We start from the raw sequence: 20,226 nt of genomic DNA, 5'->3' as shown, positions 1-20,226 counted from the left end.
CTACCGGGCGCGGCTCAGCTGGCGTGCAGCACGCCGTAGGCGAACGAGGTGTCGCAGACCGGGCGCGAGAAGGACTGGGCGCGGGTCGGACCGAAGCGCTCGACCGCGGCGGCGCCGAGGGCGCGGGCGATCGACATGCAGTGCCGGGCGAGCGACGGGCGGTTCTCCACCTCGCGCTGGAGGTGCGTCAGGGCGACGCCGGGGTCCTTCTCCTGAAGCTCTGCGAGGAGCTGGTCGCGGAGAATATCCTGCGGGGCACGGGACTTGGCCCGGGTGGAGACGTCCGTGGACGACGCGGTCAGCATCTGGGTCCCGGAGCCCTGGCCGGCCCACGGAACGGCGGACACCGCGAGCGTTCCGGAGAGCACCAGGACGACGGGCAGGACGAGGGCGAGAGAGCGGCCGATTCGGCGGGCAGTATGCGTCACGCAGGCGAGCGTAGCGGGCGGTAGTGATATGGCGACATTTAGTCACTCTCGCGGGGGATGGTTCGAGGCCGCTTTTCGAATTCCGTGTTGACGCGGGTGGGTGGCCCCGGGGGTGAATGCCCAGTTCTGCCGGGGTTTTCGCCGACTCGGCGATTCATGCCCGCCCGTACGCGAACGGCCCCGCCCCCGCAAGCGGGACCGGGGCCGTTCGGCACGGCTGCCGACGCCGGGAGATCAGGGCGTCCGGCGTCGGGGCGTTCAGTCGGAGAGGCGCTCGCCCGTCGAGGTCGAGAAGACGTGCAGCTCGGCCGAGCGCGGCACCACGTGCAGCGTGGAGCCCTTGGCGGGGACCTCGCGGCCGCCCACGCGGACCACGATGTCCTTGTCCTCGCCGCCGACGCGGGTGGAGCCGTACACGAAGCCGTCGGAGCCGAGCTCCTCGACCACGTTCACGGTCACGGCCAGGCCGTCCTTGCTCGTCGGGCCGGAGACGTCGAAGTGCTCGGGGCGGACGCCGACCGTCACCGTGGTGTCACCCTTGTCCGCCGCGGCGGCGATGGCGTCACGGGAGACCGGGACGATGCTCTCGCCGAACCTCACGCCGCCGTCGGTGATCGGGACCTCGATCAGGTTCATGGCCGGGGAGCCGATGAAGCCGGCGACGAAGAGGTTGGCGGGCCGGTCGTACATGGTCCGCGGGGTGTCGACCTGCTGGAGCAGACCGTCCTTGAGGACCGCGACCCGGTCGCCCATCGTGAGGGCCTCGGTCTGGTCGTGCGTCACGTACACGGTGGTGATGCCGAGACGGCGCTGCAGGCTCGCGATCTGCGTACGCGTCGAGACGCGGAGCTTGGCGTCGAGGTTCGACAGCGGCTCGTCCATGAGGAAGACCTGCGGCTCGCGCACGATGGCACGGCCCATGGCGACGCGCTGACGCTGACCGCCGGAGAGCGCCTTCGGCTTGCGGTCGAGGTACTCGGTGAGGTCGAGGATCTTCGCGGCCTCTTCGACCTTGGCGCGGATCTCGCTCTTGTTGACGCCGGCGATCTTGAGCGCGAAGCCCATGTTGTCGGCGACCGTCATGTGCGGGTAGAGCGCGTAGTTCTGGAACACCATCGCGATGTCCCGGTCCTTCGGCGGCAGGTGCGTGACGTCGCGGTCGCCGATGCGGATGGCGCCGGAGGTGACGTCCTCCAGGCCGGCCAGCATGCGCAGCGAGGTCGACTTGCCACAGCCGGAGGGGCCGACGAGAACGAGGAACTCGCCGTCGGCGATCTCGATCTCCAGCTCGTTGACGGAGGGCTTTTCGGCGCCGGGGTAGACCAGGGTCGCCTTGTCATAGGTGACGGAAGCCATGGTGATGTGTCCCTTCACCGGCAGGAACGTGCCGGACGATCCGAGTGGAAGGAAGGATGTGGTGTAGTCCACCTGGGTGAACTTCCCGAGACGGTACCTGGCGATGCCCGATCTGTCAGCAGTCCGAGGAGCGTGAGATTTCCGACCGTCGGTGCGCGGGCGTTCGTTACACTGCTTTCGCTGCCGCCTTAGCTCAGTTGGCTAGAGCGCTTGACTTGTAATCTTGAGGTCGTCGGTTCGATTCCGACAGGCGGCTCGTCGATCAGGTGTCCCGGACCCGGCAGGGTCCGGGACACTTGTGCGTTACGGGGCGTGTGCGAGGGGTGTTTCCGGGGAGGGGTGCGGCGGATGAGCCGGCGTTCCAGTGGGTTGATCGGGACCTGGGCCGAGGCGCAGCGGGTGGCGCAGCGCGAGCGGGAGGGGCGGCAGCAGGCCGCCCTGCGGCAGCAGCGTGAGGCCGAGCGGGCCCAGCGGGCGCGGGAGCGGGACGTGGCGCGGATGCACCGGGAGCAGCGGGCGGAGTACCGGCGGCACCGGGAGGCGGACGCGTTGCGGCGGACGCGCGAGCTGGACGAGCGGGTGGCGGTGCTGGAGGGGCTGCTGGTGGCGGGGTGCCGGGCTCGGCCGTTGTCGGTGGAGGGGCTGCGGCAGCCGGAGGAGGTGGCGCCGTTCGCGCCGGGGCCGCTGGCGGAGCCGGTGCCGATGCCGGACCGGCGCTTCTACCAGGACCCCGCCCGGTTCGAGCGGGACCTGTACGCGGCGCGGACGGCGGAGGCGCGGCGGGTGGAGCAGCTGGCGGCGTACCGGCGGCAGTACGAGGAGTGGGCGGCGGGCCGGCTGGCGGAGATCCGGGCGCACAACAGGGGGATCGCGGACACCGGGTCGGCCCTGCGGGCGGGTGAGCCGGAGACGGTGGTGGAGTACTTCTCGGCGGTCCTGTACGCGTCGACGGCCTGGCCCGAGGGGTTTCCGCGGCAGGTGTCGGCGGCGTACGACCGGGGCTCGCGGGGGCTTGTCCTGGAGTGGGACCTGCCGGGGTTCGACGTGGTGCCCGCCGCGAAGGGGATCCGGTACCTGCCGAGCACGGACCAGGAGCGGGAGGTCCCGCGGCCGGTGTCGCAGCGGCGGGCGCTGTACCGGGAGGTGCTGGCGCAGAGCGTGCTGCTGGCCTTGCGGGAGCTGTTCGCCGCGGACCGGTCCGGGGTGCTGGACCGGGTGACGCTGAACGGCTTCGTCGACGGGGTGGACCCGGCGACGGGAGTGGTGGGTCGGACCTGTGTGGCGTCCGTGGCGGTGGAGCGGCGGGCCTTCGGTGAGCTGAACCTGGAGCTGGTCCGTCCGCTGGAGTGTCTGACCGGGGCGTTGTCGGGGCGCCTGTCGGCGAAGCCGGACGAGCGGGTGGCGGTGCCGCCTCTGCTGCTGCCGGAGCAGGTGGGCTCGGGGGTGGTGTCGCAGGGGGACGGCGCGGAGCCGGATCTGCTGGCGATGGATCCGATCGCCTTCGAGGGGCTGGTGGCGGAGCTGTTCCGGGCGCGGGGGCTGCAGGCGGTGACGACGCGGCGTTCCCACGACGGCGGGGTGGACGTGGAGGCGCTCGATCCGGATCCGATCCGCGGGGGTTCGATCATCGTGCAGGTGAAGCGTTACCGGAACACGGTGCCGCCGAGCGCGGTGCGGGACCTTTTCGGGACGGTGCAGGGGGCCGGAGCGAACAAGGGGGTGCTGGTGACGACTTCGGGCTTCGGCCCGGGTTCGTACGCCTTCGCGAACGGCAAGCCGCTGACGTTGATCTCGGGTCCGGAGCTGGTGGAGCTGCTGCACCAGCACGGATTGCGGGGGCGGCTGGGGCCGGGGGCGCCGGCGCCGGTGGAGCCGGTGCGGGCGCCGGCCGAGGCGGACGAGGCCTTCAGTCTCCTGGGCATGGTGTGGACGGGGCCGGTGGCGCTCGACGTGTGTGCGCTGGTGTGCGCGGGGGGCCGGGTGCTGGCGGACGAGTGGTTCGTCTTCTTCAACAATCCGGCGACGCCGGACGGTTCGGTGGCGATGGTGACCGCTCCGGCCGGGGACAGGGCGGCGGTGCGGGTGGGTTTCGACGCCCTGCCGTCCGGCGCGGACCGGCTGGTGCTGGTGGCGGCGGTCGATCCGGAGGTGAATCCGGATGCCGATCTGGCGGGTTTCGCGGATGCGGGGATCGTGCTGCGGGACGACGCGGGGGCGGAGCTGGACCGGTTGGAGGTGTCGGACGGGCGGCCGGGGGAGACGGCGCTCGTGCTCGGTTCGTTCCGGCGGCGGGCGGGCGGCGACTGGGATTTCGTGCTGGGCGGGAAGGGCTACCGGGGCGGGCTCGCGGAGCTGGTGGGGGATTTCGGGATCGAGGTGGAGTAGGCGGTAGGCGGTAGGCGGCCAGGGTGCTGGGTGCTGGGTGCGGTAGGCGGCCAGGGTGCCGGGTGCGCGCGGGGAGTCGGTAGGGGGCCCGGTCCGGCGGGCCCCCTGACGGGGGTCAGCGGCCGCTGAGGCGGTTGGCGAGGACGGCGACGCGGTCGGTGGCGGCGGTGCGGGCGGCGGACTCGCGGCGGTCGGCGCCCCGGAAGGCGGCGTACATGGTCTGGACGCCGAGCCAGCGCAGGGGTTCGGGCTCCCACTTGCGCACGCGGTGGTTCACCCAGGGCAGGGTGGTGAGTTCGGTGGGGCCGGACTGGCCGGAGTCCTGCTGGATGAGGTCGCGCAGGGTGCGGGCGGCGAGGTTGGTGGTGGCGACGCCGGAGCCGACGTAGCCGCCGGCCCAGCCGAGTCCGGTGGAGCGGTCGAGGGTGACGGTGGCGCACCAGTCGCGGGGGACGCCGAGGACGCCGGACCAGGCGTGGGCGATGCCGAGGCCGGCGAGCTGGGGGAAGAAGCGCACGAGGATGTCGCGGAGGGCTTCGACGGTCTGGGGCTGGGTGCGGCCGTCGTTGTCGGTCCGGGAACCGTAGCGGTAGGGGACGCCGCGGCCGCCGAGGGCGATGCGGCCGTCGGCGGTGCGCTGGGCGTACATGTAGGCGTGTGCCATGTCGCCGAGGGTTTCCAGGCCGTGCCAGCCGATGGACTCCCACTGGGCGTCGGTGAGCGGCTCGGTGGCGATCATCGAGGAGTTCATGGGGAGCCAGGTGCGGCGCTGTCCGGCGAGGGAGGCGGTGAAGCCTTCGGTGCAGCGCAGGACGTAGGGGGCGCGGACGGTGCCGTACGGGGTGACGGCGTGCTTGGGCCTGATCTCCGTGACGGGGGTGGACTCGTGGATGGTCACGCCGAGCGCCTCGACGGCGTCGGCGAGGCCCTTGACGAGCTTGACGGGGTGGAGGCGGGCGCCGTGCGGGGTCCAGGTGGAGCCGACGGCGCCGGCGACGCGGAGGCGTTCGGCGGTCTCGCGGGCGCCGTAGAGCTCGCGGTCCTTCTCGCCGAAGGCGATCTCGGCGGCGTGGAAGTCCTTGAGGCGGGCGAGCTGGGCGGGGGAGGTGGCGATCTCCAGGACGCCGCCGCGGTGGATGTCGGCGTCGATGCCTTCGGCGGCGCAGACGTCGATGACTTCGGTGACGGTGGCGTTCATGGCGTGCTGGAGGCGGGCGGCGGCCTCGTGGCCGTGCTGCTCGGCGTAGCGGTCGCGGCCGGCGATGCCGTTGTAGAGCCAGCCGCCGTTGCGGCCGGAGGCGCCGTAGCCGCAGAAGGAGGCTTCGAGGACGGTGATGTCGAGGAAGGGGACGGCCTTCTTGAGGTAGTAGGCGGTCCACAGGCCGGTGTAGCCGCCGCCGACGATGCAGACGTCCGCGGTGGTGTCGCCGGTGAGAGGTTCGCGGGGGGCGGGGGCGCCCTCCTGTGCGTACCAGAACGAGATGCCGCCGTTGATCGTGCTCATTGTCCATCCCTCTTCCGGGTCCGTGCGCGGGAGGTTACCCGGGGCGTCGGCGCCGTGGATACGGGTGCCGCGGCGTGAGGGGCGGGGGCGGTGCTGCCGGCTCCGCGGGCGGGGTGCACCCTGGCCTCATGATCCGTACCGCCACGCCGGCCGACGTTCCGGTCATCCATCAGCTCATCCGTGACCTCGCGGAGTACGAGAAGGCCCTGGACGAGGTCCGGGCGACTCCCGAGCAGCTTCACGAGGCCCTCTTCGGCCCGCATCCCGCCGCCTATGCCCACATCGCGGAGACGGACTCCGGCGACGTGGCCGGCTTCGCCCTGTGGTTCCTCAACTTCTCGACCTGGCGCGGGGTCCACGGCATCTACCTGGAGGACCTGTACGTCCGCCCGGAGCTCCGCGGCGGCGGCCACGGCAAGGCCCTCCTCACCGAGCTGGCCCGCCTCTGCGTGGCCCGTGGATACGAGCGTCTGGAGTGGTCGGTCCTGAACTGGAACAAGCCGTCGATCGACTTCTACGAGTCCCTGGGCGCGCGCCCGCAGGACGAGTGGACGGTGTACCGCCTGACGGACGAGGCGCTGACGGGGCTGGGGTCCTAGAGCCCGTGGTCTCCGGGGTCCTGCCCCGGTCGACGACCCCCGCGTCCCCTGGCGCGGGGGTCGTCCTGCGCTGTCCGCGGCGTGAGGTAGGAAAGGGGCATGGACAACGACATTCGGCAGCGTTTCGAGCGGATCACCGCTTTCGTCGAGGCGCGGCTCACGCCGCTCTTCGATCCCGGGAACGGGAGCGATCACGGGTTCGGGATGGACGACACCTCGCGTGCGCTGCGTGCGCTGCGGTACACCGTCCAGGCCGCTTCGGCCGTGAACGGGCTCGTGGAGAAGCGGGAGTCGGCGCCCGAGCTGCGCCAGGTGGTGGACCAGGCGCTGGAGCACAACTGGGACGTGCTGCGCTCCATCGCCCGGATGTGGGAGGACCACCCCGATTTCCTGAAGGAGTTCAAGGGGCACTCCTGGGACGTGCTCGGGGTCTGACCGTCCGCCGTCGCCGCCCGGGTCCACCGGCGCCGGCCGCCGCCGGCCGGGCGGTCCCGTTCCGCCGGCTGCCGGTCCGATCGTCCCCGGACTAGGGGATCAGGACCACCTTGCCCATCGTGCCCCGGGTCTCCAGGGCGCGGTGGGCCCGTGCCGCCTCGGCGAGCGGGAAGCGGTGGACGGCCGGGCGGAGGGTGCCGGCCGAGGCCGCGGCGAGGGCGGCGAGTTCGAGGTGGCGGATGTCGCCGCCGGCCTTCCGGATCATGACCGGGCCGAGGACGCTCTCGGACGTGATGCCCCGCTCCCCGAGTTCCTCGTCGGTGAACGTGAGGGGCTCGCCGTCGTGGAGGCCCGCGCTCGACCAGCCGAAGACGATGTGCCGGCCGCCCTTGCCGAGGAGGTCCACGGCCGCCCGGCCCGTCGCGCCGCCCACGGAGTCGTAGACCACCGTCGCCCGGCGGTCCCCCAGGTAGTCGCGGACCTGCTCCGGCCAGGTCGGTTCGGTGTAGTCGACCGCCAGGTCCGCGCCGTTCTCCCGCACCCTTGCGACCTTCGCCGGGCCGCCGGCCAGGCCGATGACCGTGGCGCCCGCGTTCTTCGCGTACTGCACGAGGAGCGTGCCGATGCCGCCCGCGGCGGCCGGGACGACGGCGATCGAGTCGGGGCCGAGTGCGGTGAACTGCAGGATGCCGAGGGTGGTGCGGCCGGTGCCGATCATGGCGACCGCCTCGGCCTCCCCGAGGTGGTCGGGAAGGGCGTGGAGGCGGCTGGCGTCGGTGACGGCCAGTTCGGCGTAGCCGCCGGGCGCCGTGCCCAGGTGGGCGACGACCCGCCGGCCCAGCCAGGACGGGTCCGTGCCCTCGCCCAGCGCGTCCACCGTGCCCGCGACCTCGCGCCCGGGGACGGTGGGGAGTGCGGCGGGGGCGGGGAACGGTCCGGTCATGCCCTCGCGCAGGGCCGTGTCCAGCAGGTGCACGCCGGCCGCCGCCACCTTGACGCGGACCTGGCCGGGTGCGGGGACCGGGTCCTCGATCTCCTCGTACGTCAGGTTCTCGGCCGGGCCGAAGGCGTGGAGGCGGATGGCATGCATGGTCTGCTCCCTGTGCGTCGGGTCGTCGGATCGCTCTGTGACGTCCCACAGCCTCCGACCTCAAGTCCGCTTGAGGTCAAGGCCGGTCGGGCGACGGATCCCGGGTGCGTGTCAGTGGCGTGCGCCACCATGGCCGCATGAGGAAGAAGACGGTTCCGCAAGTGCGCCGGCCCGAGGTGCGGCTGCCCGGCCTGGAGCGGTACGGCGGGGGGCTGGAGCCCGACGGGGACTACGACTCGCTCCTGCTCGAAGGGCTCGACCTGGTCGGGCAGAACGGAGCCGGGGCGCGGTTCCTGGACTGTGCCCTGCGGGACTGCGGACTCGACGAGGCGCGGCTGACGGCGGCACGCTTCCTCGACTCCGTGCTGGAGGGGGTCCGGGGCGTGGGGACGGACCTCGGCGAGGCGCAGTTGCGGGACGTCGAGGTCGTGGACGCGCGGCTCGGCGGTGTGCAGCTGCACGGTGCCGTCCTGGAGCGGGTGTGGGTGCGGGGAGGGAAGATCGACTACCTGAATCTGCGCGAGGCCCGGCTCAAGGACGTCGTCTTCGAGGGGTGTGTGCTGGACGAGCCGGACTTCGGCGGTGCGGTCCTGGAGCGGGTGGAGTTCCGGGACTGCGTGCTGGCGGGTGTCGACTTCCACCGGGCGCGGCTGAAGGACGTCGATCTGCGCACGGTCCAGCGCATCGACATCGCGCGGGGCGTGGACGCCCTGGCGGGCGCCGTGATCTCCACGGCGCAGCTGCTCGACCTGGCACCGCTGTTCGCGGCGCAGCTGGGGGTGCGGGTGGAGGACGCGTAACACGGGCGGCGGAGGCGCGGCGGCCCGGACTCGGCCGGTGCGGCGGCGCGCACCCGGCCGGTGCGGCAGGCGGGTCCGGCGGGCGGGTCCTGCGGAGACGGGGCGTGCGCCGGGCGGCGGGGCGGGCGCCTGACGGTAGGGCGTGGGCCTGACGGTAGGGCGTGGGCGGAGGCCTCGGGTGCCCGGGGCGGTCAGGAGACCCGGGGGAAGCGGGCCTGCAGGTCCCAGACCACCGGGTTGTCCGCCAGGCCCTCGTGCATGTCGGTCAGGTCGGCGATCAGGTCGTGCAGGAAATCGCGGGCCTCGCGGCGCAGTTCGGCGTGGTTGAAGGTGAGCGGCGGCTGGTCGCCCGGCATCCAGTCGGCCTCGACCTCCACCCAGCCGAAGCGGCGCTCGAAGATCATGACGTCGGAGGACTCGGTGAAGTCGAGCTCCGCGTACTGGGGCTGTGCGGCGCGGCTGCCGCGCGGGTCGCGGTCGATCCGCTCGACGATGTCGCACAGCGCCCACGCGAAGTCGAGTACCGGCACCCATCCCCAGGCGGTGGACACCTCCTCGTCCTTCTCCGTGTCCGCGAGGTAGACGTCACCGCAGAACAGGTCGTGGCGCAGCGCCCGGACGTCCGCGTGGCGGTAGTCGGTCTGCGGCGGGTCGGGGAAGCGGCGGGAGAGGGAGTAGCCGATGTCGAGCACGGATCGATGGTCCCATGCCGGGACGGGGCCGCCGCCCGCACCTCAGCGCCCGTGGGCCGCCCGCGCCAGCCGCGGCCCCAGCCAGCGCTTCAGCCGGCGCAGCGGCTCCAGGCCGCTGGCCGCGCGGTCGAGGCGGTAGTAGAGCTGCGGCGGGATGTGCGGGAGGAGCGGCGAGTGGCGCTGGCCGAGCAGGGCGAACATCCGGTCCGGCTCCAGGCTCATGTAGCGGGGGAGGTTCTCGTACCACTGGGCGCTGTAGCGGGCGGCGCTCTGGGCCGGGACGAGTTCCGCGCGGCGGCGCGCGCCGTACGCGCCGAGGGCCGCGTCCAGCCGGTCGCCGGCGGGCGCCGGGCGCAGCGCGGCCGCGAGGGCGAGCGCGTCCTCCAGGGCCAGGGTGGTGCCCGCGCCGATCGAGTAGTGGGTGGTGTGGGCCGCGTCGCCGAGCAGCACCAGGTTGCCGTGGTGCCAGGCGCGGTTGGTCAGGGTGCGGAAGGTGAGCCACTGGGCGCTGCCGTCGGCGTGCTCGCGGCCGATCAGCGGCTCCCCGTCGAGGAGGTCGGCGAACAGCTTCTCCAGCAGGCGCAGGCTGTCGGCCTCGTTCATGCGGTCCAGCCCGAGGCCGGTCCAGGTGTCCGGGTCGCACTCCACCACACAGGTGGACCGCTCGCCGCTGAAGCCGTATGCGTAGCACCAGATCCAGCCGTGCCCGGTCTCCTTGAAGGCGAAGCTGAAGGAGTCGAAGACCTTCGTCGTGCCCAGCCAGATGTACGGGTTGCGGCCGTCGGCGAGTCCGGGGCCGAAGCGGTCCGCGTGCGCCTCGCGCAGCGCGCTGTTCACCCCGTCGGCGGCCACGACGAGGTCGGCGCCGGCGAGCTCGGGCGCGTCCGGGCCGTCGACGGCGTGCTCGTGGACGACCTCGACGCCGAGCTCCCGGGCCCGGTCGGCGAGCAGGTCGAGCATCCGGCGGCGTCCGATGCCGAAGCCCGCGTCGCCCCGGTGGACGGTCCTCCGGTCGCGGACGATCGCCACGCCTTCGGTCCAGGTGACGGAGGCGGCGGCGATGGCCTCCGCGGACTCCGGGTCGCCCGCGCGCAGCTTGTCGAGCAGTCCCGCCCAGTAGGTGACGCCCCAGCCGTAGGTGGAGCCGGCCGGGTTCCGCTCGTACACGGTGACGTCGTGGGAGGGGTCCTGGCGCTTCATCAGGATCGAGAAGTACAGGCCGCCCGGCCCGCCGCCGACGATGGTGATCTTCACGCGTGCTCCCACGAGAACCTGACACAGTGCGCCCGAACGGCAACGCACAGTAGCAGTCCTACGGCAGCAGTCGCCGCTCCTTCGCCACCGCCACCGCTCCGGCGCGCGTGTCGACGCCGAGCTTCGCGTAGATCCGGCCGAGGTGGGTCTTGACCGTGGCCTCGCTGATGAACAGGGCGCGGGCGATGTCGCGGTTGCCGAGGCCGTGCGCGAGCTGCCCGAGGATGTCGCGCTCCCGGTCGGTGAGGCTCGGCGCCGCCGCGCCCCGCATCCGGTCCATGACCCGGCCGGCGACCGGGGCCGACAGCGTCGTACGGCCCTGGGCGGCCGAGTGGATCGCGGCGAACAGCTCCTCGGGCCGCTCGGCCTTCAGGAGGTAGCCGGTGGCGCCCGCCTCGATGGCCCGGGTGATGTCGGCGTCCGTGTCGTAGGTGGTGAGGACGAGGACGTGGACGCCGGTCGGGGCGATCCGCCGGGTCGCCTCGACGCCGTCGATGCCGGTGCCGAGCTGGAGGTCCATCAGCACCACGTCCGGCCGCAGGTGGGAGGCCATCGCGACCGCCTCCTCGCCGCTGCCGGCCTCGCCGACCACCTCGATGTCGGGGGAGCTGCCGAGGAGGGCGAGCAGGCCGGCGCGGACGACGGCGTGGTCGTCGCAGAGCAGGATGCGGACGGCTTCGCGGGCCGGGGCGTTCACGGGTGTACCTCCAGCGGGATCGCGGCCGAGAGCACGGTGCCCTCGCCGGGGGCGGACTCGATCGTCAGGGTGCCGCCCAGCTGCCGGGCGCGCACCTGCATGGCGGGCAGTCCGTGGCCCCGTACCCCGGTGTCGGCCGGCCGGTCCCCGGGGTCGAATCCGCGTCCGTCGTCGGCGACGTCGAGGACGACCTGGTCGTCGAGGTAGGTCAGGGTGAGGGCGGCCGAGGTGGCCCCGGAGTGCTCGCGGATGTTGGCGAGGGCGCCCTGGGCGATCCGCAGCAGCGCCGACTGCACCCGGTCCGGCAGCGGCACGGGCGCCCCGTCGACCCGGAAGGCGGCCGACTCGCGGGTGGCCAGCCCGCGCAGCGCCTCCTCCAGGCCGCCGCCCCCGGCGAGGTCGGCGGGGGCCAGGTCGTGGACGAAGCGGCGGGCCTCGGCGAGGTTCCGTTCGGCGATCGACTCGGCCGTGCGCACGTGGCGGCGGGCGGTCGACGGGTCGGCGTCCCAGGTGCGGTCGGCGGCCTGCAGCAGCATCTGCTGGCTGGACAGGCCCTGGGCCAGGGTGTCGTGGATCTCCATGGAGAGGCGCTGCCGCTCGGCGAGGGTGCCTTCGCGTCGCTCGGTCGCGGCCAGTTCCCGGCGGGTGCGGATGAGGTCCTCGATGAGGGCCCGCTGCCGGTCGGCCTGCCGCTCGGCGTGCACGAAGACCGCCGTCGCGATGGCGGCGACGGCCGGCGGGGCGATGACCAGGTTGGGGTCGAAGCCGCCGTGCGAGAGCTGCACCTGCGCGGTCACGACGAAGACGGTGAGCAGCGCGACGAGACCGAACGCCGCGCGCGGCGGGAGGGTGCGCAGGCCCGTGTAGAAGAGCGGCACCGCGCACCAGGCGAAGCTCGGTGCGAGCACCACGAGGACCATCCACACGGTGACGACCGTGCAGAGCCAGGCGATGCGGCGGGGCGTGGCGCGGGTGCCGAGGACCGGCCCGAGGAGGTAGAGGGAGGCGAGCGCGCCGGACAGCGCGACGATCCAGGGGCTGCGGTCCTCCCAGGGGTGGCGCAGCAGGAAGCGGGCGAGGGAGGCGCCGAGGAGGAGGAAGAAGGCGACGTGCATGACCCGCGCGAGCCAGCGTGCGTCCGGGTCACGGTCCATCGTCCACCTGCTTCCTGGTGCGTCGTCGTACGGCGCCGTGGGCCTCCGGCCGATCCGCCGCGTCGTGGGCGCGCCGCGTGGCCGTCCGGTCGTCGCCCGTCCGACCTGGGGATACGTGTCCATCCTGGCCCAGGGGGACCATCCGGGCATCAACCGATCGGCTGACGTCCGGGTCCTCCATGATGCGCGGCGAGGGCAGCCGGAACGTGGACCGTCGCGGGCCTGTTCCGGGCCGAGGATCGATGCAGAGCGAACGGAACAGCCTCCCTTCCCCCCTCAACCCAGGAGCCCGCCATGAAGAAGAAGTTCCTCCTCGGCACCACCGCCGCGGTCGTCCTCGCCGCCGGCACCTTCGGCGCCGTGTCCGCGAACGCCTCCGCCCCGCAGGCCGCCCCGGCCGCGGCCGTCGCCGAGAAGGCCGACGCGGACCGCGACCACCTGCGGCAGACCACGCACCTGACGATCGAGGCCGCGACGAAGGCCGCGCAGGTCACGCTGAAGGCCGCCGAGAAGGAGCACCAGCGGGTGTCCGTCGCCGTCGTCGACCGCAACGGCAACACGCTGGTCACCCTGCGCGGTGACGGCGCCGGCCCGCAGTCCTACGAGTCGGCCGTGAAGAAGGCGTACACCGCCGTGTCCTGGAACGCGCCGACCTCCGTCCTCGCCGGCCGCCTCGCCCAGGCGCCGAACCTGAAGGACATCCCCGGCACCCTCTTCCTGGCCGGTGGCGCCCCGGTGACCGCCGACGGCGGCCCGATCGCCGGCATCGGCGTGGCCGGCGCCCCCTCCGGCGACCTCGACGAGAAGTTCGCCCAGGCCGGCGTGGCGTCTCTCGGTGACTGACCGCGCGGCCCCACCCACGTCAGCGGCGTCCGGTTCCCCCACCGGGCGCCGCTGATCCGTGCCCGCGGGCACGGGCGCGGACCGGTACGCCCGTCCGGCGGGCGGACGCCCGGAGGCGTGTGCCTGCTTAGGATCGGTTCGTGAACACACGCAGCCGAGTCCGCGCCGGAGCCGTGGCCGTCGCCTTCGCCCTGCTCGCCGCGGGCTGCACCGGCCCGGGTGCCGGGGGAGGGGTGCGGGGCACCCCGGGGGCCGCCGGGCTGCGCGACCCGCTGTTCCCCAAGCTGGGCAACGGCGGCTACGACGTGAGCCACTACGCGCTCACCCTCTCCTACGACCCCGCCACCGGGCGCCTCGACGGCCGCGCCGAGATCACCGCGAAGGCCACCCAGGACCTCAGCGCCTTCAACCTGGACCTGGCCGGCCTCACCGTCCGCGGCGCCACCGTCGACGGGGCGCCCGCCTCGGTCAACCGGGCGGGCAACGAGCTGACCCTGCGCCCGCGCGACGAGATCGAGGACGGGGCGGAGTTCCGCACGACCGTCACCTACGGCGGCCTGCCGCAGACGATCACCGACTCGGACGGCTCCGAGGAGGGCTGGCTGAAGACCGCCGACGGCGCCCTGGCGCTCGGCGAACCGACCGGCTCGATGGCCTGGTTCCCCGGCAACCACCACCCGTCCGACAAGGCCGCGTACGACATCACGATCACCGTCCCGGCCGGGCTGAAGGCCCTGTCCAACGGCGTTCTGACCTCGGAGAAGCAGGCGCCCGGCGGGCGCACCACGTCCGCCTGGCACGCCGCCGAGCCGATGGCGAGCTACCTCGCGATGCTCGCGATCGGACGCTACGACACGAGCTCCACGACGTCCGCGGCCGGCGCGGGCGGCACGGTCCCCGTCCTCACCGCGGCCGACCCGGAGGTCGCCGCGCAGACGGCCGCGCTGCGCGCCCGGATCCCGGAGATCCTGGACTGGCAGAAGGAGAACTTCGGCCCCTACCCCTTCGCCGCGGCCGGGGCGGTCGTGGAACGCGACGACGACGTCGGCTACGCCCTGGAGACCCAGACCCGCCCGGTCTTCCCCGCCTCCTCCTTCGACACGCCCACCCTCGTCCACGAGCTGGCCCACCAGTGGTACGGCGACTCCGTCTCGCCCGCGAGCTGGAAGGACATCTGGCTGAACGAGGGCTTCGCGACGTACGCGGAGTGGCTCTACGCCGAGGACTTCGCGCACACCCCGGCGCAGAAGTCCTTCGAGAGGGCCTTCGCGGACGACGCGGCCTGGGCCTTCCCGCCCGCCGCGCCCCGTACCCCGGAGGACCTGTTCGCCGCGCCGGTCTACCAGCGGGGCGCGATGGTGCTGCACCGGCTCCGCCAGGAGGTCGGCGACGACACCTTCTTCGAGATCCTGGAGGGCTGGCCCACGAAGCACCGTCACGCCACCGTGACCACCGAGGACTTCACGGCGTACGCGGAGTCGGTGGCGGGCCGGGACCTGAGCGGCCTGTGGGACGTGTGGCTCCACGGTGACGGGAAGCCGGACGAGCCCACGGACTGAGGCCGGTCGCTCCGGCCCGGGCGGGGCCGGGCAGCGGTGGCCGGGCACCGGGTCACGAGAGCTCCTTGCGCAGCACGACGCACGGCCGGCCGTGCGCCAGGTCGGGCCGGCGGGCCGTCTCCTGGTAGCCGAGGGAGGTCCAGAAGGCGAGGGCGCGGGGGTTGTCCACGAGGACGGCGAGGCGCAGGCCGGTGCGTCCCCGGGAGCGGAAGTCCTCCTCGACGTGCGCGGCGAGCCGGCGTCCGAAGCCCGCGCGGTGCGCGTCGGCGTGCACCATGAGCAGGCCGATCCAGGGGTCGGGGTCGGCCGGGTCGGGGTGGTGGGCGAGGGTGACGGCGATCGCGACCAGGCGCCCCTCGGAGCGGGCGAGCAGCACCTCCGCGGTGGGCTGGGCGAGTTCCCCGGCGAGGGCGGCGGCGACCTGCTCGGGCCGGATGCGGCGGGGGTCCGGGAAGTCGCCGCTGAGCTCCTGGAACTCCTCGTTCGAGGCGTACAGCCCGGTGAGTTCGGTGAGCAGCGGGCCGGGGAGGTCGTACGGGTCCCCGGCGGTCAGCGGTTCGACGATCACCGGGCAAGCGTAGAGCCCCGGCGCTCGGGCGCCGGGGCTCCGGGTCACGCGCGGGGCCGGGTCAGATGTTGACGCCGAAGTCGCGGGCGATGCCCTCCAGGCCGGAGGCGTAGCCCTGGCCGACGGCGCGGAACTTCCACTCGGCGCCGTTGCGGTAGAGCTCGCCGAAGACCATGGCGGTCTCGACGGCGGCGTCCTCCGACAGGTCGTAGCGGGCGATCTCGGCGCCGCCGGCCTGGTTCACGATGCGGATGTACGCGTTGCGGACCTGGCCGAAGTTCTGCGAGCGGTTCACCGCGTCGTAGATGGAGACCGGGAAGACGATCTTGTCGACGCCGGCCGGGAGACCCGCCAGGTTGACGTTGATCTGCTCGTCGTCGCCGCCGCCCTCGCCGGTGCGGTTGTCACCGGTGTGGACGATGGTCTGGTCGGGGGTGGACTTGTTGTTGAAGAAGACGAAGTGCCCGTCGGAGACGACCTTGCCCGCGGCGTCGACGCCGATGGCGGAGGCGTCGAGGTCGAAGTCGGTGCCCGTGGTCGTGCGGACGTCCCAGCCGAGGCCCACGGTGACGGCCGTGAGGCCCGGAGCCTCCTTGGTCAGCGAGACGTTGCCGCCCTTGGAGAGGCTTACAGCCATGGGAAGTCCCTTTCCTCGTGGTGCCACGCGGTGGTGCCGGTGATCGTGTCTGGAAGAACGCGCACGGAGGCCCGGTGGTTCCCGGGCGAAAACAGGGTGACGCATCGACCGGCCTCCGGGGAACATGGAAGACATGTCCGGTCCGTATCCCATCCGTGGCTCCGTCTCCCTTCCCGAGGCCGAGCTCCACTGGCGTTTCTCGCGGTCGTCCGGGCCGGGCGGGCAGCACGTCAACACCAGCGACTCGCAGGTGGAGCTGCGCTTCGACCTGGCGGCGACGGAGGCCCTGCCGGAGGTGTGGAAGGCGCGCGCCCTGGAACGCCTGGCCCCGCGCCTGGTGAACGGGGTCGTCACCGTCCGCGCCTCGGAGCACCGCTCCCAGTGGCGCAATCGCGAGACGGCCGCCGTGCGCATGGCGGCCCTGCTCGCCGAGGCGACGGCCCCGCCGCCGAAGCCGCGGCGCGCGACGAAGATCCCGCGCGGGATCAACGAGCGGCGGCTGCGGGAGAAGAAGCAGCGTGCCGACACGAAGCGCGGCCGCCAGGGCCGCGACTGGGGCTGAGACGGCCCCGCCCCGGGCCGGGCCCGGGTGGGCGTCAGGCCAGGGTGCGGTAGCGGCCGCGGAAGTAGGTGAGCGGGCCGCCCTCCGAGGAGGGGAGGGTCGTGGCGAGGACGCGGCCGACGACCAGGGTGTGGTCGCCGGCGACCACGCGGCTCTCGGTGCGGCACTCGAGCGTGGCGAGCGCGCCGCCCATCAGGGGCGCGTGGCTGTGCGGGCCGCGGGTGTACGGCACGTCGGCGAAGAGCAGCCGGTCGCTGACGCGGCCCTTCATCGCGAAGCGGCCGGCGATGTGCCGCTGGCTCTCGGAGAGCACGGAGACCGCCCACACGGGCACCTCGGCGAGCAGGTCGTCCATGCGGGAGTCGTTGCGGAGGCTGACCAGGACCAGGGGCGGGTCGAGCGAGACGGAGAGGAAGGCGGTGGCCGTCATGCCGACGTCCTCGCCGTGCGGCCCGTCGTCCGGGTCGTGGGCCGTCACCAGGACGACGCCGGCCGCCAGCCGGGCCATCGCGGCCTTGAACTCGTCGTTGCTCACCCCCTCAGCATGAGGGATCGCCAGGTCGTGGGCGGTGGGCCGGGCGGTGGGCTGGGTGAGGGTCTTCTGCAGCACCCTCGCACGCTAGTCCGGACGGCGGGAGCCCTGCATCGGGCCCCGGGACCAGCCGGACTTCCCCCGGCGGTCCTAGGACCCCCTTCCCCGGCCCGTCCCGCCCTGTTCACGTGCCGTTCGCAAGACCCCGCGCCCACCTGTGACTTGAGTCACAGAGCCCAGTATTTGTTGACCCTGTGTACCGGGTGCACAGCTCGCTGTGATTCAGTGGCGGGGACAGTGCACCACGAAGCCCATGAAGCCGATGAGAACCCAGGAGTCAGCTGTCGAGGTCTCGGGGAGAGCGAGCGATGGAGACCGAGTCGGAGCCGTACGTCCGTCTTGCGACCCTGCGGCAGCTGCATCAGGTCGTGGCGGACCTCAACACCGCCCGCAGCCTGGCGGACACTCTGCAGGCCGTCGCCGACGGCATCGTCGCGGGGCTCAACTATGAGCTGGCCTGCGTCAACCTCGTGCGCCCCGACGGCGATCTGGTCGTCGCCGCCTTCGCCGGCAGCACCGCCGCGGAAGCCCTGATCACCGGCCGGGTCGGCTCCCGCGCCTCCTGGGACCGCCGCCTGTCCATGGGCGAGGCCTGGGGCGACCTGCGCTTCATCCCGCACACCGAGGGCTGGGTGCTCATCGAGGACGACGTCCCGCAGTGGCACACGGAGGGCCCGGCCCCCCGCTTCGAGGACGAGTGGCACCCGCACGACCGCCTCTACGCGCCGATGTACTCCCCCCGGCTCGGCTCGACCCGCCCGGGAGGCGGGTCCTCGGGCGGCTCCGGCCGCGAGCTGCTCGGCGTCATCTCCGTCGACCGCCCGCGCAACGGCCGCCACCCGGGCCCCTGGGGCCGCGAGGCGCTCCAGATGTACGCCTCGCAGTCCGCCATCGCGATCAGCAACGCCCGCCTGCGCTCCAACATGCAGCGCGCCCTGGTCCGCCTGGAGCGCGAGCAGCAGGCGCTGCGCGCCAGCGAGGAGTCCTTCCGGCAGGCCTTCGAGTACGCGCCGTCCGGCATGGCCATCGCCGAGATGGGCGGCGACCAGCACGGCCGGCTGCTCCGCACCAACGACGCCCTGTGCCGGCTCCTCGGCCGCCCCGCCTCCGTGATGCGGCGCTACTCGTTCGCCGACCTGGTCCACCCCGAGGACATAGGCACCCTGCTCCGCACCTCCGCCGAGGGCGGCCGCGCCGAGCTGCGCCTCGGCCGCCGCGACGGCACCTACGTCTGGGTCTCCCTGCGCAATTCGGTCGTCGCCGACACCGCCGACGGCCCCCGCTTCCTCCTCACCCACGTCGAGGACATCGAGGAGCGCAAGCGGCACGAGCTCCAGCTCGCCCACCGTGCCTCGCACGACGCCCTGACCGGTCTCCCCAACAGCGCCGAGCTCCGGTCCCGGCTCTCCGCCCGGATCTGCGAGCGTCCCTTCGCCGCCGCGGGGGATCCGGTGGCCGCCTCCACGGACGGCTTCGAGTCGCCGTACGACTACGAGCAGGAGCACGGCTTCGGCTTCTCGCCGGTCGGCGGCGGTGCCGGGCCGTACGACCACCACCTGCACATCGTGGCCCCCACCGGCGGCGAGGTCGACGACGGCACGAAAGGCCTCGCGGTCCTCTTCTGCGACCTGGACGGCTTCAAGTCGATCAACGACCGCTTCGGGCACCACACCGGCGACGCCGTGCTCATCGAGGTCGCCCGCCGCCTCACCACCGGGGTCCGGGACGGGGACACGGTCGCCCGCCTCGGCGGCGACGAGTTCGTCGTCCTCGCCGACGGCCTGGGCGCGGCCGACGCCGCCGACCTCGCCGTCCGGCTGCGGAACGCGATCATCCCGCCGATCCGGGTCGACGGGCGGGCGGTGCGCGTCGGGGCCAGTTTCGGCATCGGCTGGGCCGAGTGCGGCATGTCCGTCGAAGAGGTCCTGAACAGCGCCGACCAGCGGATGTACATCGAGAAGCGGTCCCGTTCGAAGGTGCACCGGCGGGCCGGCTAGCCGGACCGGGCAGGGTCGTTCACCGGTCGTACACACCTCGCCGAACCGCCGGCAGGGCCGTTCGAGGTAGGCTCGGCCGGTCGGCGACGGCTGGCGAGCAGGCAAGAAGGAGTGACCCGGATGGCTGCCGGTAACGACGGCGCGAAGACCCCCGAGGACGACGATCCGTTCGGCTACCTGTACGCGGACGGACAGGCCGCGGGTGCCCAGCCGCCCCAGGGCGGCGGTTACGGCTACCCGGGTCCGGCGGCGCAGCCGGGCGTTCCCCGCACCTCGTACAACCAGGTCCGCACGGTCGGCGAGCGGCAGTACGGCGGCCATGCCGCCCAGGGCCAGGTCCCGCACCAGCAGGGCTACGGCCAGCCGCACCCCCAGTACGCGGCCCCCGAGACCTACAACGGCGGCGCCCCCACCCGGCCGGTGCCCCCGGTGCCGTCCGGTCCGCGCGGCGGCGGCCCCAACACCAGGGGCCTGCTCATCGGTGCCGTGGCGGTCGTCGCGGTCGTCGTGATCGGCATCACGGCGGCGGTGATCAGCAACACCGGCGACGAGAACGACACGGCGGGCTCGGGCGGCACCCCGACGGGCACGTCCACCGTCGTCTCCGAGACCCCGTCCACCGACCCCAGCCAGCCCTCGCAGCCCCCGCAGCAACTCCCGAAGCAGGACGCTGCGACGCTGAAGCTGGGCGGGCCGGCGACCCTCGCCCGGGACATCGCCGGTGCGAAGGGCGCGGACGGCGCCTACGTGAACTTCAACGGGCCAGGCGGCTCGGCGAGCTGGACCGTGGACGTGCCGCAGGACGGCGAATACACGCTCTACATCACCTACAGCGTGCCGGGCAAGGACGCCAAGACCTCGCTGACCGTCAATGACACCCAGCCGCGCTCGCTGAACATGTCGAACTTCGCCAAGGCCGCGGAAGGGGACTGGGCGAAGGGCTGGACCAACACCTATGCCTACGTCTCGCTCAAGAAGGGCGGGAACGCGTTGAAGATCTCCTGCGAAGCGGGCGACCAGTGCGACGCGATACTCGACCAGGTCTCGCTGAAGTCGGGGCATGTGACGAACTGA

General features: G+C 73.2%; 20 protein-coding genes and 1 tRNA gene. 10 read left to right on the top strand and 11 right to left on the bottom strand.

Features of this window, described 5'->3' with window-relative positions:
- Window positions 1-14: 14 nt before the first annotated feature.
- Both ACGF1Z_RS19405 and ACGF1Z_RS19400 read right to left on the bottom strand, forming a co-directional pair.
- The gene (locus tag ACGF1Z_RS19405) at window positions 15-428 is read right to left on the bottom strand and encodes a hypothetical protein (protein WP_393005456.1); all 414 of its coding nucleotides are present in this window, start codon (window positions 426-428) and stop codon (window positions 15-17) included.
- A 258-nt stretch (window positions 429-686) separates the two neighbouring features.
- Window positions 687-1,784: an ABC transporter ATP-binding protein gene (locus ACGF1Z_RS19400; protein WP_393005454.1), complete on the bottom strand. Its 1,098-nt coding sequence runs from the start codon at window positions 1,782-1,784 to the stop codon at window positions 687-689.
- 182 nt (window positions 1,785-1,966) lie between these two features.
- Between ACGF1Z_RS19400 and ACGF1Z_RS19395 the strand changes: the two genes are divergently transcribed.
- Together ACGF1Z_RS19395 and ACGF1Z_RS19390 are read left to right on the top strand one after the other, a co-directional pair.
- Window positions 1,967-2,040 (top strand) — tRNA-Thr (locus ACGF1Z_RS19395).
- Window positions 2,041-2,132: 92 nt separating this feature from the next.
- A complete protein-coding gene (locus ACGF1Z_RS19390; RefSeq protein ID WP_393005452.1) occupies window positions 2,133-4,169 on the top strand; it encodes a restriction endonuclease in 2,037 nt (678 codons plus the stop codon).
- Between the two features lie 115 nt (window positions 4,170-4,284).
- On the opposite strand, the gene ACGF1Z_RS19385 is transcribed toward ACGF1Z_RS19390, so the two are convergent.
- Window positions 4,285-5,673: an NAD(P)/FAD-dependent oxidoreductase gene (locus ACGF1Z_RS19385; RefSeq protein ID WP_393005450.1), complete on the bottom strand. Its 1,389-nt coding sequence runs from the start codon at window positions 5,671-5,673 to the stop codon at window positions 4,285-4,287.
- Window positions 5,674-5,801: 128 nt separating this feature from the next.
- On the opposite strand from ACGF1Z_RS19385, the gene ACGF1Z_RS19380 reads away from it, so the two are divergent.
- Both ACGF1Z_RS19380 and ACGF1Z_RS19375 read left to right on the top strand, forming a co-directional pair.
- Window positions 5,802-6,272: a GNAT family N-acetyltransferase gene (locus tag ACGF1Z_RS19380; protein WP_393005448.1), complete on the top strand. Its 471-nt coding sequence runs from the start codon at window positions 5,802-5,804 to the stop codon at window positions 6,270-6,272.
- 99 nt (window positions 6,273-6,371) lie between these two features.
- Window positions 6,372-6,707, top strand: a complete 336-nt coding sequence (locus tag ACGF1Z_RS19375) for a hypothetical protein (protein WP_393005446.1) — start codon at window positions 6,372-6,374, stop codon at window positions 6,705-6,707.
- 91 nt (window positions 6,708-6,798) lie between these two features.
- Here the strand turns inward: ACGF1Z_RS19375 and ACGF1Z_RS19370 are convergent, their stop codons facing one another.
- Complete coding sequence (locus ACGF1Z_RS19370) at window positions 6,799-7,797, bottom strand: zinc-binding dehydrogenase (RefSeq protein WP_393005444.1); 999 nt, start codon at window positions 7,795-7,797, stop codon at window positions 6,799-6,801.
- 137 nt (window positions 7,798-7,934) lie between these two features.
- Here ACGF1Z_RS19370 and ACGF1Z_RS19365 point away from each other — a divergent pair, with 137 nt between their 5' ends.
- Window positions 7,935-8,597, top strand: a complete 663-nt coding sequence (locus ACGF1Z_RS19365) for a pentapeptide repeat-containing protein (protein WP_393005442.1) — start codon at window positions 7,935-7,937, stop codon at window positions 8,595-8,597.
- Window positions 8,598-8,788: 191 nt separating this feature from the next.
- Here ACGF1Z_RS19365 and ACGF1Z_RS19360 read toward each other — a convergent pair whose 3' ends face one another.
- From ACGF1Z_RS19360 to ACGF1Z_RS19345, 4 genes are read right to left on the bottom strand one after another with little or no spacing between them, the layout of a single operon-like run.
- Window positions 8,789-9,289 (bottom strand): hypothetical protein, encoded by a 501-nt coding sequence (locus ACGF1Z_RS19360; protein ID WP_393005440.1) that lies wholly within the window; start codon window positions 9,287-9,289, stop codon window positions 8,789-8,791.
- Between the two features lie 42 nt (window positions 9,290-9,331).
- Window positions 9,332-10,543, bottom strand: coding sequence for an FAD-dependent monooxygenase (locus ACGF1Z_RS19355; RefSeq protein ID WP_393005438.1), 1,212 nt, complete (start codon window positions 10,541-10,543; stop codon window positions 9,332-9,334).
- A gap of 58 nt (window positions 10,544-10,601) precedes the next feature.
- The gene (locus ACGF1Z_RS19350) at window positions 10,602-11,240 is read right to left on the bottom strand and encodes a response regulator (protein WP_393005436.1); all 639 of its coding nucleotides are present in this window, start codon (window positions 11,238-11,240) and stop codon (window positions 10,602-10,604) included.
- Window positions 11,237-12,394: a sensor histidine kinase gene (locus ACGF1Z_RS19345; RefSeq protein ID WP_393005434.1), complete on the bottom strand. Its 1,158-nt coding sequence runs from the start codon at window positions 12,392-12,394 to the stop codon at window positions 11,237-11,239. The genes ACGF1Z_RS19350 and ACGF1Z_RS19345 overlap by 4 nt, the downstream gene beginning before the upstream one ends.
- A gap of 294 nt (window positions 12,395-12,688) precedes the next feature.
- Between ACGF1Z_RS19345 and ACGF1Z_RS19340 the strand changes: the two genes are divergently transcribed.
- Both ACGF1Z_RS19340 and ACGF1Z_RS19335 read left to right on the top strand, forming a co-directional pair.
- Window positions 12,689-13,237 carry a heme-binding protein gene (locus tag ACGF1Z_RS19340; protein ID WP_393005432.1) on the top strand — a complete coding sequence of 183 codons (549 nt, stop codon included), beginning with the start codon at window positions 12,689-12,691 and terminating at the stop codon, window positions 13,235-13,237.
- 140 nt (window positions 13,238-13,377) lie between these two features.
- Window positions 13,378-14,796 carry a M1 family metallopeptidase gene (locus ACGF1Z_RS19335; RefSeq protein WP_393005430.1) on the top strand — a complete coding sequence of 473 codons (1,419 nt, stop codon included), beginning with the start codon at window positions 13,378-13,380 and terminating at the stop codon, window positions 14,794-14,796.
- Between the two features lie 52 nt (window positions 14,797-14,848).
- Here ACGF1Z_RS19335 and ACGF1Z_RS19330 read toward each other — a convergent pair whose 3' ends face one another.
- Both ACGF1Z_RS19330 and ACGF1Z_RS19325 read right to left on the bottom strand, forming a co-directional pair.
- Window positions 14,849-15,364 (bottom strand): GNAT family N-acetyltransferase, encoded by a 516-nt coding sequence (locus ACGF1Z_RS19330; protein WP_393005428.1) that lies wholly within the window; start codon window positions 15,362-15,364, stop codon window positions 14,849-14,851.
- 61 nt (window positions 15,365-15,425) lie between these two features.
- Window positions 15,426-16,001 (bottom strand): TerD family protein, encoded by a 576-nt coding sequence (locus ACGF1Z_RS19325; protein ID WP_128984990.1) that lies wholly within the window; start codon window positions 15,999-16,001, stop codon window positions 15,426-15,428.
- 124 nt (window positions 16,002-16,125) lie between these two features.
- On the opposite strand from ACGF1Z_RS19325, the gene arfB reads away from it, so the two are divergent.
- Entirely contained in the window at window positions 16,126-16,563 is a 438-nt protein-coding gene (gene arfB, locus ACGF1Z_RS19320; RefSeq protein ID WP_393005425.1) for an alternative ribosome rescue aminoacyl-tRNA hydrolase ArfB, read from the top strand.
- A 34-nt stretch (window positions 16,564-16,597) separates the two neighbouring features.
- On the opposite strand, the gene ACGF1Z_RS19315 is transcribed toward arfB, so the two are convergent.
- Entirely contained in the window at window positions 16,598-17,173 is a 576-nt protein-coding gene (locus ACGF1Z_RS19315) for a flavin reductase family protein (protein WP_393005423.1), read from the bottom strand.
- Window positions 17,174-17,463: 290 nt separating this feature from the next.
- Between ACGF1Z_RS19315 and cdgB the strand changes: the two genes are divergently transcribed.
- Together cdgB and ACGF1Z_RS19305 are read left to right on the top strand one after the other, a co-directional pair.
- Window positions 17,464-19,152 carry a diguanylate cyclase CdgB gene (gene cdgB, locus ACGF1Z_RS19310; RefSeq protein WP_393005421.1) on the top strand — a complete coding sequence of 563 codons (1,689 nt, stop codon included), beginning with the start codon at window positions 17,464-17,466 and terminating at the stop codon, window positions 19,150-19,152.
- Window positions 19,153-19,272: 120 nt separating this feature from the next.
- The gene (locus ACGF1Z_RS19305; protein ID WP_393005419.1) at window positions 19,273-20,226 is read left to right on the top strand and encodes a carbohydrate-binding protein; all 954 of its coding nucleotides are present in this window, start codon (window positions 19,273-19,275) and stop codon (window positions 20,224-20,226) included.

It is taken from the genome of Streptomyces sp. NPDC048018 (assembly GCF_043202995.1).
Taxonomy (GTDB): domain Bacteria; phylum Actinomycetota; class Actinomycetes; order Streptomycetales; family Streptomycetaceae; genus Streptomyces.
This window is presented reverse-complemented; position numbering and strand designations above follow the sequence as displayed.